Annotated in this window: 15 protein-coding genes; 5 read left to right on the forward strand and 10 right to left on the reverse strand. The window is 70.5% G+C overall.

Features of this window, described 5'->3' with window-relative positions:
• Positions 1-64: 64 nt before the first annotated feature.
• Complete coding sequence (locus RTL41_RS06720; protein ID WP_312162622.1) at positions 65-898, reverse strand: phosphatase PAP2 family protein; 834 nt, start codon at positions 896-898, stop codon at positions 65-67.
• A 125-nt stretch (positions 899-1,023) separates the two neighbouring features.
• Between RTL41_RS06720 and RTL41_RS06725 the strand changes: the two genes are divergently transcribed.
• Positions 1,024-1,299, forward strand: coding sequence for an acylphosphatase (locus RTL41_RS06725; RefSeq protein WP_312162623.1), 276 nt, complete (start codon positions 1,024-1,026; stop codon positions 1,297-1,299).
• Between the two features lie 68 nt (positions 1,300-1,367).
• Here RTL41_RS06725 and RTL41_RS06730 read toward each other — a convergent pair whose 3' ends face one another.
• The 5 genes from RTL41_RS06730 to RTL41_RS06750 form a co-directional block, all read right to left on the reverse strand.
• Positions 1,368-2,192 carry an enoyl-CoA hydratase-related protein gene (locus RTL41_RS06730; protein WP_312162625.1) on the reverse strand — a complete coding sequence of 275 codons (825 nt, stop codon included), beginning with the start codon at positions 2,190-2,192 and terminating at the stop codon, positions 1,368-1,370.
• A 69-nt stretch (positions 2,193-2,261) separates the two neighbouring features.
• Entirely contained in the window at positions 2,262-2,450 is a 189-nt protein-coding gene (locus tag RTL41_RS06735; RefSeq protein ID WP_312162627.1) for a hypothetical protein, read from the reverse strand.
• Positions 2,451-2,674: 224 nt separating this feature from the next.
• Positions 2,675-3,973 (reverse strand): hypothetical protein, encoded by a 1,299-nt coding sequence (locus tag RTL41_RS06740; protein WP_312162629.1) that lies wholly within the window; start codon positions 3,971-3,973, stop codon positions 2,675-2,677.
• Positions 3,974-3,986: 13 nt separating this feature from the next.
• The gene (locus RTL41_RS06745) at positions 3,987-5,531 is read right to left on the reverse strand and encodes a S8 family serine peptidase (RefSeq protein WP_312162631.1); all 1,545 of its coding nucleotides are present in this window, start codon (positions 5,529-5,531) and stop codon (positions 3,987-3,989) included.
• Between the two features lie 115 nt (positions 5,532-5,646).
• Complete coding sequence (locus RTL41_RS06750) at positions 5,647-6,792, reverse strand: aminotransferase class I/II-fold pyridoxal phosphate-dependent enzyme (protein WP_312162633.1); 1,146 nt, start codon at positions 6,790-6,792, stop codon at positions 5,647-5,649.
• Between the two features lie 120 nt (positions 6,793-6,912).
• Here RTL41_RS06750 and RTL41_RS06755 point away from each other — a divergent pair, with 120 nt between their 5' ends.
• The gene (locus RTL41_RS06755) at positions 6,913-7,461 is read left to right on the forward strand and encodes a sugar O-acetyltransferase (protein ID WP_312162634.1); all 549 of its coding nucleotides are present in this window, start codon (positions 6,913-6,915) and stop codon (positions 7,459-7,461) included.
• Positions 7,462-7,475: 14 nt separating this feature from the next.
• On the opposite strand, the gene RTL41_RS06760 is transcribed toward RTL41_RS06755, so the two are convergent.
• Positions 7,476-7,982: a response regulator gene (locus RTL41_RS06760; RefSeq protein WP_312162635.1), complete on the reverse strand. Its 507-nt coding sequence runs from the start codon at positions 7,980-7,982 to the stop codon at positions 7,476-7,478.
• A 143-nt stretch (positions 7,983-8,125) separates the two neighbouring features.
• Between RTL41_RS06760 and RTL41_RS06765 the strand changes: the two genes are divergently transcribed.
• Entirely contained in the window at positions 8,126-9,394 is a 1,269-nt protein-coding gene (locus RTL41_RS06765) for an MFS transporter (protein WP_312162636.1), read from the forward strand.
• A 72-nt stretch (positions 9,395-9,466) separates the two neighbouring features.
• On the opposite strand, the gene RTL41_RS06770 is transcribed toward RTL41_RS06765, so the two are convergent.
• Entirely contained in the window at positions 9,467-10,492 is a 1,026-nt protein-coding gene (locus tag RTL41_RS06770; protein ID WP_312162638.1) for a DUF2804 domain-containing protein, read from the reverse strand.
• A 209-nt stretch (positions 10,493-10,701) separates the two neighbouring features.
• On the opposite strand from RTL41_RS06770, the gene RTL41_RS06775 reads away from it, so the two are divergent.
• Positions 10,702-11,172 (forward strand): hypothetical protein, encoded by a 471-nt coding sequence (locus RTL41_RS06775; RefSeq protein ID WP_312162640.1) that lies wholly within the window; start codon positions 10,702-10,704, stop codon positions 11,170-11,172.
• A 46-nt stretch (positions 11,173-11,218) separates the two neighbouring features.
• Entirely contained in the window at positions 11,219-11,632 is a 414-nt protein-coding gene (locus RTL41_RS06780) for a hypothetical protein (protein ID WP_312162642.1), read from the forward strand.
• Here RTL41_RS06780 and purQ read toward each other — a convergent pair.
• Together purQ and RTL41_RS06790 are read right to left on the reverse strand one after the other, a co-directional pair.
• A complete protein-coding gene (purQ, locus tag RTL41_RS06785; protein ID WP_312162644.1) occupies positions 11,629-12,291 on the reverse strand; it encodes a phosphoribosylformylglycinamidine synthase subunit PurQ in 663 nt (220 codons plus the stop codon). The genes RTL41_RS06780 and purQ overlap by 4 nt on opposite strands.
• Positions 12,292-12,301: 10 nt before the next feature.
• On the reverse strand, positions 12,302-12,787 hold the full coding sequence (locus RTL41_RS06790) for a DUF3291 domain-containing protein (protein ID WP_312162646.1): 486 nt from the start codon (positions 12,785-12,787) through the stop codon (positions 12,302-12,304).
• Between the last annotated feature and the right edge of the window lie 9 nt (positions 12,788-12,796).

Here is a 12,796-nt window from a genome sequence, read left to right on the forward strand (position 1 = left end):
GGCGGCGGCGGCAATCGGGTGTTCTACCGAGTTCGCGTCCGGCGTTGGGGCGCGGCCCGCGAACCTAGCCGCCGACCAGGGCGGCGGCCTCGGCGGCGCAGTCGCGGGTGGGCAGATGGCCGGCGGCCCGCGCTGCGACGATCTCGGCCTTGGCGGCTTCCAGGTCGGCCTTGAAGTCGGCGTTGTCGTGCAGCTTGGCGACCGTGGCTGCGCCCATCATCCGGCCTTCCTCGGTGTCGCTCAGCCAGTGGACGTTGCACACCACCCGGCTCTGGGTGAAGGCGCGGCCGCGGGCCAGCACCTCGGTGGCGCGGTCGGGGGCGGCCTCGGCCAGGATCAGCGCCCAGCCCCAGCCCACGGCGCTGTGGCCGGAGGGGTAGGAGCCGTCCTTGCGCAGCTCGTCTTCCTCCTGCGGCGTGCACATCGGCGTATTGTTGACCATGAACGGCCGGGCGCGCTGGTACCTGGTCTTGGTCGGATAGGTGGAGAGGCCGTTGTCGACCAGGGTGCGACGCAGCAGGACGTAGAGCCGCGGCGTGGTCTCCTGGCTGACCTTCACGCCGAGCGCGCAGGAAAAGGTCTCGGCCGCGGCCGGGAACTTCAGCTCGGCGTCCTGCGTCGCCACCGACCAGCGCGGGCTTCCCCGCAGGGCCTCCGCCGCCTTGGCGGAGGCGTCGTCCCTGGCCTGGGCGGGCGACCCCGCGGCGGGCGGGGGCGGCAGGATGGCGAGGCTGTTGGGGGCGCCGCCCATGGGCATATAGCCGGCCAGGTAGCCGGGGCGGATCTCGGGGATCGGCTTGGGCTCGGCCTGCGCCTGAGCCTGGGGCGCCTGTCCGCCCGGCGTCGCGCAACTCGCCGCCAGCGCCGCAACGGCGAGGATCCATGCTTGCCTGACCATCTGTTCTTCTCCCTGTCAGCCTGTTCTACGCAGCCTATGCGGGTGACCATGCGTCAGGGGAAGAGCGTAGGACATTCACGAGCACGACATTGAACCGGCGCGGCGCGCGGCGCATTTTCTCCCGTATGGAACGGCGTGCGGTCAGGCTGCGGATCACCGGACAGGTGCAGGGGGTCGGTTATCGCTGGTGGGCCGAGCGCCAGGCCCGCGGGCTGGCGCTGGACGGCTGGGTGCGCAACTGCCCCGACGGGTCGGTCGAGCTGCTGGCCATCGGCGACGAGATCGCCCTGGAGCGGATGGTGGCGGCCTGCCGCGGCGGGCCGCCGGCGGCTTCGGTACTGGCGGTCCAGAGCCTGGCCGCCGACGATGACGGCAGCATCGGATTTGGAGCCAGGGCCTGAGGCCTGCGACAGGTTCACCGTCCTCGCGAGAGGATGAGGCCGGCCTGCCGCAGGCGCCGGCGGCGCCTTCAGCGGCCCTGGAAGTCCGCCGGCCGCTTTTCGAGGAAGGAGGTCATGCCTTCCTTGAAGTCCTGGGTGCGGATCAACTGCAGGAACTGCAGATAGACGTGGTGGACGTGGTCGTTGAAGGTCTCCGACAGGCCCATCCGCATCAGCCGCTTGGCCGACTGCACGGCGAGCGGGGCGTTGGCGGCCATCTCCAGGGCGATCTCGCGGGTCTTGGCGGCCAGCTCGGCGTCGGGGACCACGTGGTTGACCAGGCCGAGTTCGAGGCTTTCGCGCGCCGACAGGGTGCGGCCGGTGAAGATCAGCTCGGCGGCCTTGGCCCAGCCCAGCAGCCGCGGCAGGATCCAGGTGCCGCCGCTCTCGGGCACCACGCCGCGCTTGACGAAGGCGGCCGCCATCTTGGCGCTCTCGCCGGCGATGCGGATGTCGCAGCCCATGGCGGTGTCCATGCCATAGCCCGCGGCCGAGCCGTTGAGGGCGCAGATGGTCGGCTTGTCCATGGCGAACAGCACGGTCGGGGGCGTGTTGCGCAGGTCGATGTTCACCGAGACGGCGCTGGCCTGCTTGTCCGAGCCGATGCCCGAGCCCTGGGTCGCGTCGACCAGGTCGAGCCCGGCGCAGAACGCGCGGCCGGTCCCGGTCAGCACGATGACGCGAACCGCGGGATCCTCGTTGGCCTTGATCAGCAACTGGGTCAGGCGGGCCAGCATCGGCCCGGAAATCGTGTTCAGCCGCTCGGGCCGGTTCAGGGTGAGGGTGGCGATGCCGTCCGCCGCCTCATAGAGCACTTCTTCCGATTTCGTGGTCGTTTCCACCGCCGCGCTCATCGTCGCTTCCCTTTATGGCGTAAATTAATGGAGCCAGCCTAGGCGTGGGGATGGGAGGCGGCAAGGCCCTTAGGCGCCGCGCCGCCAGGCGGTCCAGAGCAGCCAGAGGCCAAGGATGATCGCGAACTGCGCCAGGGCCGCCAGGGCCGCGCCGAGCGCCAGGCCGATGGTCATCATCGCTCGATCGCAGGCCTGGGAGCCGCAGTTGAGGATGAAGACCTGGGCCGCCAGCGCCGCCAGGCCGATGATGGCGAGCAACGCGCCCGCCGCCGCACGTCCTGGCGATAGACGAAGCGGCGGGGGCGCAGCGCCCGGCGGCCGATCGGGGGATGGCCGCCGCGGACCAGACAGGCGCCGCGGCGTCTTCAGAGGGTGGGACAGAAGCGCCATGGCGACCTCCCGGTCACTGCAACGCCTAACTGGGCCGAAGGGATGCGCCGCGCCTTGATCGACGTCAAAGGCGCGCGGAACGGTGCGCCGCGTCAGGCCCTGATCGCCGCGGCGAGCAGCTTGCCGACGGTGGGGTTGGTCACGTCGTTGTGGTCGCCGATATAGCCGTCGGCCAGGAAGTTGGTGATCGCCCCGCGGGCGGGCGCGAAGGTCGTGCCGGCGACGCTGACCGCGCCGGCCTCGCCGGGGTCGAACTGCGCGCCGTTCGCGCCCATGGCCCCGAACCTGTCGTTGCGGTCGCCCACCGCCAGGGCCGCGTCGCGGACCAGCCGCGAGGCCAGGGCGTAGGCCAGGGTGCAGGCGTCGTCCTTGTGGGTGTGCGAAATGGCGATCGGGCCGCTGGGCTTGCCGACGACGTTGGCGAAGCCGCCGCGGCGCGCCGCCGACAGGCCGTTGTGCGAGAAGGCGCCCTGCAGCAGCGTCAGGCTGAAGAGGTCGAGCGCGCCGCCGGCCGGGAACGCCTGGGCCGCGGCGGTGACCAGGCGGGCGCCGAAGCTGTGCCCCGCCAGGTGCAGCTTCACGCCATGCGCGGGAGCCAGGGCGCCCAGCACCTGGCCCAGCCTGGCGCCGACCACCCCGGCGCGGGTCTTCATCTCGTAGTAGCTGAATTGCTCGGCCAGGCGCAGCACCGCGGCCTTGGGTCCGCGCACAAGGTCCGAGATCCCGTCGCCGAGATCGCCCAACCCGCCCTGGACCGCGCCGACCCCGGCCTGGGTCGTGTACCTGGGCGGCAGGGCCAGGTTGCTCATCCGCGCGCCGGGGCTGGCGGCGACGGCGGCCAGGGTGTCGGCCTCCTCACCCATATTCTTCGGCGCGCTGCGGGCGTCGATGAAGGCGCCGACCAGGTCGGCGGCGGTCTGCTCGGAGGGCGCGGCGACATAGGCGGCGGCCGTGGCCCGGATCCTGGCGGCGGCCTTGGCGCCGACGCCGCCCAGTTCGGCGGCCAGGCGAGCCTTGAGCTGGGCGGCGGTGAGGTCGGGCACGCCGGGCGCGGTGGTCCCTGCCGACAGGGCGCCGCCCCCGTCGCTCGCCGCCTCGGCCAGCGCCTTGGCGTCGACCGGCAGGGCATAGCGGCGCGAAGGCCAGGCCACGCCGGCCACCAGCACCCTGGCCGGGTCGATGGCGCCCAGGTGCGGCGCGGTGTTCGGCCAGAGCGCGGAATAGAGTTTCCAGGCCGAGGTCTCGTCGTTCTTCCAGCCGTGGGAGAGAACGACGAGATGGCTGATGTCGGGCGTCAGCGCGGCCTTGAGCGCGGCGGCCGCGCCGCCATCCAGCCGGCCGGCCTTGTCGAACTTCAGCCAGACGAAGGGCGAGGCGCCGATCCTGGTCATGGGCGTCCTTTCTCTAGACGGCCTGGAGGGTGCGCATCAGGTCGACCAGGCCATGGCCTTCAAACGTCGCCTGGCGGCCGAGGCTGGTGGCGTTGTCGAGGAAGAGCTTCTTCACCAGCAGCGGCGCGCCGCGGAACTCGCGGCGCACCGATAGGAAGGCGGCGATCGCGCCCGAGACGTGGGGCGCGGCCATGCTGGTGCCGGTGTCCTCCTTGAAGGTCGCCGGCGCGCCCGCCTGGGCCGGCAGTTCGCAGGAGATGATCCGCTCGCCGGGCGCGACGAGGTCGGGCTTGAGGCGGCCGTCGGCGGTCGGCCCCTTGGCCGAGAAGTGTGAGACGCCGTAGCGGTGCGGCATGTCGCGGTGGGTCGATCCGACGGTGATGGCCAGGTCGGCGTTGCCCGGGTCGGCGATGGTCGAGGCGTGGGCGGCGGGCGCGAAGCCGCCGGTGACCGAGACCTCGCCATAGCCGCCGTTGCCGGCGGCGACCACGACGGCCACGCCGCTGGAGACCAGCTTGTCCACCGCCCGGCAGAGCGGGCTCTGGCCCGCGGCGAAGGTGGTCGGGTCGAAGGGGTAGCCGAGGCTGATGTTGAGGCCCTGGATCTTCGGCTCGGGGCTCTGGCCGTTGAGCAGGCGGATGTAGCCGATGGCGGCGATCAGGCGGCTGGCGTGGCCGTCGGCCTTGCTGGTCATGACCTTGAGGCTGAGGATCTTGCAGCGGGGGGCGACGCCGGAGATCTCGGACACGGCGCCCCTCAGGGTGGTGCTGGCGACCTGGGCCTCGTCCTTGCGGATCAACTGCTTGACGTCGATCTGGGCGACGTTGCGCGCGGCCTCGCCGGTGATGGTCTCGCCGGCGATGATGCCGGCGACGTGGGTCCCGTGCCCGGCCGTGTCCTTGAGCGCCTCGGCCTCCGCGTCGGCGGCGTTGGCATGATCGGCGGTGAAGTCCCAGTGGCGCAGGCCATCGCCCAGCTCAAGGTTCCGGTGCAGGTCGAAGTGCGGATGGGGATGGACGCCGGTGTCGGCCACCGCCCAGACGATGTCCTGGCCGGCGGCGCTGAAGGCGGCGCGCGCGGCGTCGGCCTTGATGGTCCGGCGCGAGACATAGACCTGGGGGGTGAGGGTCGGGTCGGCCCAGATGCGGTAGACGAGGTTGACGTCCTGTTCGGTCCCGGGGACCGCGGCGGTGAGTTGGGCCAGCGCCAGGACGCGCTCCTTGTCGAGGCTGGTGAACAGGTAGCTCTCGGTCAGCAGCGAGTTGAAGAGCTCCATCTCCTCGCGGCCGATGCGCGGCGGTTCGCGCAGTTCGACGTTGGCCAGCATGGGCGCGGCCACGGCCCAACTGGGCCGCAGGATGTCGTCGTAGTCGAAGGGCTCGAGGCCGAGCAGGCGGCTGAGCAGCAGGGCGCGCGCCGCGGTCTGGCCGCCCGGGAAGTTGGCGTTGAACTCGATGATCACGCGCTGGGGATCATCGCCCAGCACCGCCAGCAGATCGAGCGCCACGCGGGTCTTGGCGAAGTTCTCGCGGATGGCCTTGGGCGTTGAGTCTGCCATGCCGGCGGCCCTTCGTCAGCGAACGACGTTAGGTTGCGGGCAGGCCTCGTCGGAGTCAACTTAAGGGGAAGGTCGTCGCTAATTCTTGTGGGAATTGAGTGCGGCGGCTGGACGCCTATTTCGCCGTCGCCGCGCCCTGGGCCGCGAACCAGGGCTCGAGCCGCGAGATGGCGTCCTTGATCTCCGGGGTGGAGACGGCGAACGACATGCGGATGAAGTGGTGGCCCTCGATCGGGTCGAAGTCGACGCCGGGCGCGGTGGCGACGCCCGTGTCCTGCAGCAGGCGCTGGCAGAAGGCGAGGCTGTCGTCCGTCAGGTGGCCGACGTCGGCATAGATGTAGAAGGCGCCGTCGGGCGGGGCGATGGCCGAGAGGCCCAGGCGCGGCAGCGCCTCCAGCAGCAGGGCGCGGTTGGCGCGGTAGACCTCGACGTGGCCCTCGAGCTCCTGGGTGCTGTCCATCGCCGCCAGGGCCGCATGCTGGGCCAGCGAGGGCGGGGTGAGGAACAGCGCGCCCATATAGGCGATGGCCGCCTTCACGTGGTCGGGCGGCGAGAGCAGCCAGCCCAGCCGCCAGCCGGCCATGCTGAAGTACTTGGAGAACGAGTTCACCACGAAGGCGTTCGGCTCGAACTCCAGGATCGAGCGCGCCGGCTCGACATAGCTGAGGCCGTGATAGATCTCGTCGGAGACCAGCTTGATCCCGCGCTCGCGGCAGACCCTGGCGATGGCTTCGAGCTCGGCTGCGGGGATGATCGTGCCGGTCGGGTTGGCCGGGCTGGCGATGATCACGCCGGCCGGGGCCGGGTCGAGGGCGGCGATGCGTTCGGCCGAGAGCTGGAAGCGCTCGTTCGCGCCGCAGGCCAGTTCGATCGGCTCGATATGCAGGGCCTTGAGCGTATTGCGATAGGCGACGTAGCCGGGCCGGGCCAGGGCGACGCGGTCGCCGGGCGAGAAGGCCGAGGCCAGGGCCAGCACCAGCGCCGGCGAGGCGCCGCAGGTCAGGGTGATCTGGTTGGGCGCGACGGTGACGCCGTACTTGTCGAGATAGTGCCGGGCGATCCGCGCCTTCAGCGCCGGGCTTTCCCAGTAGCCCATCGGGTCGGTGTCGAGCACGCGGTGCGCCGCCTCGATCGCCGCCTTCGGCGCGCCGGTCGACGGCTGGCCGAACTCCATGTGGATCACCGACCGGCCCTCGGCCTTCAGGCGATGGGCCAGGCCGCTGACGGAAATGGCGTGGAACGGGTCGATGCGCAGGGACATGCCGACCATCTGGCGTAAGCTACCCTGCAAATCAAGGAAACCCGGCGGCGCCGGGCAGGCCGGCCTCGCGGAGGGGGACGAGGCGATCAAGGAGGGCGTCAGCATCTGGCGCGGATCGGCATGGCGCGAACGGAAAAGCAGAAGATGCTGGCGGGCGAGCTCTATGATGCCGGCGACCCGCAGATCCAGGCCGACCATGCCGCCGCGGTCGCCTGGATGAGCCGCTTCAACGCCCTCGACCTGCCGCCGGAACGCCGCCACGAGCTGCTGGTCGAGCGCTTCGCGGCGGTGGGCGCGGGGGCGACGATCCGGCCGCCGTTCCATTGCGACTACGGGTTCAACATCAGCCTCGGGGCCGGGGTGTTCCTCAACTTCAACTGCGTGATCCTCGACGTCGTCGCGGTGAGCATCGGCGCCAGGACCCAGATCGGGCCGGGCGTGCAGATCCTCGCCGCCGACCATCCGCGCGATCCGGCCGAGCGGGCCGGCGGCCTGGAGTTCGGCCGCCCGATCCGCATCGGCGCCAATGTATGGATCGGCGGCGGGGCGATCATCCTGCCGGGCGTCAGCGTCGGCGACGACGCGCTGATCGGCGCCGGGGCGGTGGTGACCCGCGACGTCCCGGCCGGCGCGACGGTGGTCGGCAATCCGGCCAGGGTGCGCGCATAGCCCGCCGTCGCGCGTTAGAGCTCCAGCACGCCGGCCTGGTCGACCGCGCGGCGCAGGGGGCCGACGTAACCCGCCTGCGCGCGTCGCCGCCGGTCGGGACCGAAGAAGTCGCTGGCGGCGACGAAGGGCCGGGGCCGCATGATCACCGACTCCAGCCGCAGCAGGATGTTGCGCGCGGTGACCGGCTTGGCCAGGAACTCGTTGACCCCGCGGTCGCGCGCCGCGTTGAGCCGCGGCAGGTCGGAATGCCCGGTCAGCATGATGATCGGCAGGTAGCGCATCTCGCCGGGCAGCAACCGGACCCGCGAAATGAAGTCGAGGCCGTTCATCACCGGCATCTCGTAATCGACATAGGCCACGTCGACCGGATCGCGCATGACCAGGTCCAGAGCATGCCTGCCGTCGGTCGCATAGAAGAGCCGGCCGACGCCTGCGGCGGCGAGAACCGTGCCGACGATCGTCCGCATCTGCTCGTTATCGTCGACGACCAGTATTCGCAGAGCCCCAAGTCCTGGCGTCACTTTCCCGTCCCCGGCGAATCCCTGGTCAGATAGACGCCAATTAGGCGAACTGTCGCAAGCCCGAAGACGCGTTTTCGGACGCCAAACGCCTTGACCTGACAGGCGTCAGGCGCGAAGCCGAACGCCGACAATCGGGGGTGTGGATGTCGAAGAGTTCTGAGGCGCCGTCGGCGCGGCGAATCCTGGGCGCGAGTCTGGTCGGCACCGCCGTCGAGTTCTACGACTTCTATATCTATGCGACCGCCGCCTCGCTGGTGTTCGGGCCGCTGTTCTTCCCGGCCGCCTCGCCCTCGATGCAGTTGCTGTCGTCCTATGCCAGCATGGCGGTGGCGTTCTTCGCGCGCCCGGTCGGGGCGATCGTGTTCGGCCACTTCGGCGACCGCATCGGCCGCAAGTCGACCCTGGTGGCCTCGCTGCTGCTGATGGGCGCCTCGACCGTGCTGATCGCCTTCCTGCCGACCTACCAGCAGGCCGGCTGGCTGGCGCCGGTGCTGCTCTGCGTGCTGCGCTTCGGCCAAGGCTTCGGGCTCGGCGGCGAGTGGGGCGGCGCGGCCCTGCTGGCGGTGGAGAACGCGCCGCCCGGCTGGCGCGCGCGCTATGGCATGTTCCCCCAGCTCGGCGCCCCGGTCGGCTTCATCGCCGCCAACGGCCTGTTCCTGATCCTCGGCATGCTGCTGACGCCCGAGCAGTTCCAGAGCTGGGGCTGGCGCATTCCGTTCCTGGGCAGCGCCCTGCTGGTCGGGGTCGGCCTGTGGGTTCGCCTGAAGCTGACCGAGACGCCGGCCTTCTCCAAGGCCCTGGCCGAGGAGAAGCCCTCCGACGTGCCCCTGGCCGAGCTGTTCAAGCGCCACCTGGCCCCGACGCTGGCCGGCACCTTCGCGGTGGTGGCGTGCTTCGCGACCTTCTATCTCGCGACCGCCTTCGCCCTGGGTTACGGCACCCAGACCCTGGGCTACAGCCGCGAGACCTTCCTGGGCGTGCAACTGGGGGCGATCGGCTTCATGGCGCTGGGCATCGTCGCGGCGGGATATTGGTCGGACGCCAGCAATCCGCGGCGGGTGCTGATGGCCGGCTGCTTCATGGCCATCGCCGTGGGCGCGCTGATGGCGCCGATGATGGGCCATGGCTCGCTGCTGGGCGCCTGGGCGTTCCTGTCGCTGGCGCTGCTGACCATGGGCTTCGTCTACGGCCCGCTGGGGGCGTTCCTGCCGGGCCTGTTCCCGGCGCGGGTGCGCTACACCGGCGCCTCGATGGCGTTCAACGTCGGCGGCATCATTGGCGGCGGCCTCACCCCGATGATCGCCCAGGCGCTGTCGACGCAGGGCGGCCTCGTGCCGGTCGGGATCTACCTGGCCGTCGCGGCCCTGATCAGCCTGGCGGCGCTGCTGCCGCTCAAGCACCAGCAGGCGTAAGCGAGGCCAAAGATGTCGTCCCGGTTTCGGCGCAGCCGAAGACCCGGATGACGCGGGGGGCGACGTCCGGCCCTACCAGTGGTTCTCGACCTCTTCGGCGAAGCCGATCAGGTCGCGGATCTCGAGGCGCGTGCCGTCGTCGAGCACCGCGACGCCCGAGAACCTGCCGAACACCTGGTGCTGGCGGCTGCTGATGGCGCCCATGGCGAAGTCGGCATGGCGATCGACGATCGGCTCGAAGGTCATCTCGAAACGGCCGTCGGTTGAGGTGAAGCGCCAGGGGCCGCTGTCGTGGGGCCCGTCGGGCAGGTGGAACTTCAGCTCGGTCAGCTTGTGCGCCTTGCCGTCGAAGAAGAGGATGTTCTCGCTGGCCGCCGAGGTGTCGCCAAAGCCGTAGCCGATGTTGAAGCCGAACGGCTTGCCGTCCACCAGGCCCGAGGCCGAACCCCAATACCAGGTGTTGTCGAAGGTCCAGACCCCGCGACCCCAGTCGAGCACGGCGAAGGCGCTGGACGGCTCGAACGCGTAGCGCTTCCCGGCGTAGACGATGTGTCCGCGGGCCGGCATGCAGTTGATCTTCTGGTTGTAGTAGAAGGCGGTCGGCTGTTCGGCGAAGGGCGTGGCGATGACCATGCGGTCCATCGGCGGCTGATCCAGCCAGATCTCGCCCGACAGGCCCGCGCCCTTGTCGAAGCCCGGGGCGTAGATGGTCAGCCGCCGCCCGCCCGGCTCGATGCGGAAGGCGATCTGCATCTTCGGATGCTCGTGGACGATGTCGCCGGCGTCGGCGCTGGGCGGCAGCGCCATCGCGCCGTGCGGGGCGGGCAGGCCGACGCCGCCGTTGACGAAGCTCCGAGCCTGGAAATCCATCCATGAGACGCCCAGGAAGCCCATGTGGCCGTTGTCGGCGACGGTCAGCGCCAGGCCGAAGTCCGGGGAGAGGATCGCGTAGTAGTCCCACTCCTTGATCGCCGGATCGTCGTGCGGCGCGCCGATAGCCGCGCGGTCGTAGCGACGAACCTCGGCGGCGGCCCAGCCGCGCTCGACCAGATGTCCGTTCGCGTCGAGCAACTCGCCCGATCCCATCAGCTTCTGCATGTCGCCTCCGCAGGTTGCCCGGGGGTGCTTAGGGCATTGACGCGGCGTCAGCGCAAAATCTGCCGATGATGTCCGATGGTCGCCAGAGCCGCCTCCGTCCGGGGCGTAGGGTTCCGGAAATCGGCTCCCGAAGGCGTGCAGCCCGATTGACCGGCGGGGTAGGTGAGCGTATCGATATTGCGAGTCATTCGCAATTAAGGAGCGCTCCCATGGCCATCGCCCCCCTCGCCGCGGCGTCCTTGCGCGTCGGGCCCCACGGCCTGGCGGTCTCCGAGCAACTGGTGCTGGCCTCGCTGCGCGCCTGGGCGCGGGCGCGGATGGCGGGGGACGACCCGCGCGAACTGATCCGTCCGGGCCTGACCCACATCAGCTCCAAACCCGTGGCCAGCGTGTTCGTGGCGCTGATGGAGCATATCGAGCGCGACGCGGTGCGGGCGATGGAGGTGCACTGCGTCGCCTGCGGCGGCTATTCGCACGACGAACAGCGGGTGGTGCTGGCCTGCGGCGTGGCGCGGATCGCGCCGGACGTGGCGCTGCAACTGCTGCGGCCGCTGGTGGCGACGCCGGAGACGCCGGTGCTGCTGGCCCGGACGCTGAACGTGGCGCTCAGCAAGGCCGGCTTTCCGCTGCCGGTGCGGATGTGGGACGACGAACCGAGCGTGTCGGCGACCGTTCACTGAGCGCTGGACGCTGGAGTCTCGTCAGCTTCGGGGCTAGGCAGGCCCGATGAACGACAATGACGACGAACCCGGCTTCGACGGCGGCGGCTATGACGCCGAGGACTGGTCGCGGCTGAAGCCCTTCACCGGCGCCGTGGCGACGCTGGAGGACGTGCGCAACCGCCTGGCGATCTTCGCCCTGGGCGACACCCGCGGCGGCCGGCCGATCGACATGGACCTGCCCCAGCCGGTGATCTGGTGGGAGGACGACGGCGAGGTCGCGGCCGTGGCCGTCCAGGCCGAGGCGCACGATTCCGAGGACGGCGAGACCATGGAGGTGCTGGGCCTGGTGCTGCCCGACGGCGGCGGCGCGGTGGCCCTGCTGGAGGACGTCGACCTGGTCGACGACAGCGATCCGGTCTGGCGCCGGCTGGTCACCGAGGCGATCGGCGACGAGACCGGCGAGGACGAGGAAGACTAGGCGCTGGCGAGCGCGCTCTGGAACAGGATGGCCCCGTCGGCCGAGCCGAGCTCGGCCTCGAAGGCGCGGTCGGGGTGCGGCATCAGGCCGATGACGTTGCCCTGCTTGTTGACGATGCCGGCGATGTCGCGCGCCGAGCCGTTGGGATTGTCGAGATAGCGGAAGACCACCTGGCCCTCGCCCTCCAGCCGGTCGAGGGTCTCCTCGTCCGCGAAGTAGTTGCCCTCGCCGTTGCCGACCGTCATCTCGACCTCGCGGCGGCCGTTGTAGCCGGCGGTGAAGCGGGTCTGGGCGTTGGTGACCTCGAGCGCCACCGGCTTGCAGACGTATTTGAGCTTCTCGTTGCGCAGCAGGGCGCCGGGCAGCAGCTTGGACTCGGTCAGAACCTGGAAGCCGTTGCAGATGCCGACCACGGCGACGCCGCGCTCGGCCGCCGCGCGCACCTCGCTCATCACCGGCGAGAGCGAGGCCATGGCCGCGCAGCGCAGGTAGTCGCCGTAGGAGAAGCCGCCGGGCAGGACGATCAGGTCGAGGCCCTGGGGCAGGGCGGTGTCGCCGTGCCAGACCATGTCCACCTTGGCGCCGGTGGAGCGTTCGACGGCGACCTTGCAGTCGCGATCGCAGTTGGAACCCGGGAAGACGATGACGGCGGCTTTCATGGGCGGCCCTTTACGCGCATTTGTCGAGAATTGGGAGGGGGGAGGTGGTCGCATCCGGCGCCGGATAGGGCGTGCGGAAGGTGAAGGCCTCGGGCGACGGCCCCTCGCGCTCGAGCCGGGCGAGCCTGGCTACGCCCTCCGCCACCGTCGGTTCGTGACCGACCGGGACCCACCAGAGGGCCATGAAGACCTCCATGGGGTGGAACCACTCGGCCCGGCGGCGCATGATCTGGCTGTGGCCCGAGCGATAGACGAAGGCGCCCAGCGCGGCGGGGCTCTCCCAGACCGACATGTTGGTGATGACCATGGGATCGTCGAAGGCGACGAGGTCGGTGGCGTCGTTCCCGTCCCCGGTCAGCCGCCAGACGAAGCCCGGCGAGGATTCGGCCAGGGCGTTGATGCGGTCGAGATTGTCGGTGAAGTCCGCCGTCTCGGGTGCGTCGATCGGCGCCTTCAGGCGGCCGACATTGATCTGGGCGAGATGGTAGCTCGTCATCTGGGTGTC

Origin of the sequence: Phenylobacterium sp., from assembly GCF_031984885.1 — a bacterium.
GTDB lineage: Bacteria > Pseudomonadota > Alphaproteobacteria > Caulobacterales > Caulobacteraceae > Phenylobacterium.

What these genes read in the sequence shown, in the direction of transcription:
- RTL41_RS06770 (WP_312162638.1), bottom strand. Translation starts at nt 10,492, where the DNA reads ATGCAGAAGCTGATGGGATCGGGCGAGTTGCTCGACGCGAACGGACAT.
- RTL41_RS06755 (WP_312162634.1), top strand. Translation starts at nt 6,913, where the DNA reads ATGGCGCGAACGGAAAAGCAGAAGATGCTGGCGGGCGAGCTCTATGAT.
- purQ (WP_312162644.1), bottom strand. Translation starts at nt 12,291, where the DNA reads ATGAAAGCCGCCGTCATCGTCTTCCCGGGTTCCAACTGCGATCGCGAC.
- RTL41_RS06780 (WP_312162642.1), top strand. Translation starts at nt 11,219, where the DNA reads ATGAACGACAATGACGACGAACCCGGCTTCGACGGCGGCGGCTATGAC.
- RTL41_RS06750 (WP_312162633.1), bottom strand. Translation starts at nt 6,792, where the DNA reads ATGTCCCTGCGCATCGACCCGTTCCACGCCATTTCCGTCAGCGGCCTG.
- RTL41_RS06765 (WP_312162636.1), top strand. Translation starts at nt 8,126, where the DNA reads ATGTCGAAGAGTTCTGAGGCGCCGTCGGCGCGGCGAATCCTGGGCGCG.
- RTL41_RS06775 (WP_312162640.1), top strand. Translation starts at nt 10,702, where the DNA reads ATGGCCATCGCCCCCCTCGCCGCGGCGTCCTTGCGCGTCGGGCCCCAC.
- RTL41_RS06730 (WP_312162625.1), bottom strand. Translation starts at nt 2,192, where the DNA reads ATGAGCGCGGCGGTGGAAACGACCACGAAATCGGAAGAAGTGCTCTAT.
- RTL41_RS06790 (WP_312162646.1), bottom strand. Translation starts at nt 12,787, where the DNA reads ATGACGAGCTACCATCTCGCCCAGATCAATGTCGGCCGCCTGAAGGCG.
- RTL41_RS06745 (WP_312162631.1), bottom strand. Translation starts at nt 5,531, where the DNA reads ATGGCAGACTCAACGCCCAAGGCCATCCGCGAGAACTTCGCCAAGACC.
- RTL41_RS06740 (WP_312162629.1), bottom strand. Translation starts at nt 3,973, where the DNA reads ATGACCAGGATCGGCGCCTCGCCCTTCGTCTGGCTGAAGTTCGACAAG.
- RTL41_RS06720 (WP_312162622.1), bottom strand. Translation starts at nt 898, where the DNA reads ATGGTCAGGCAAGCATGGATCCTCGCCGTTGCGGCGCTGGCGGCGAGT.
- RTL41_RS06725 (WP_312162623.1), top strand. Translation starts at nt 1,024, where the DNA reads ATGGAACGGCGTGCGGTCAGGCTGCGGATCACCGGACAGGTGCAGGGG.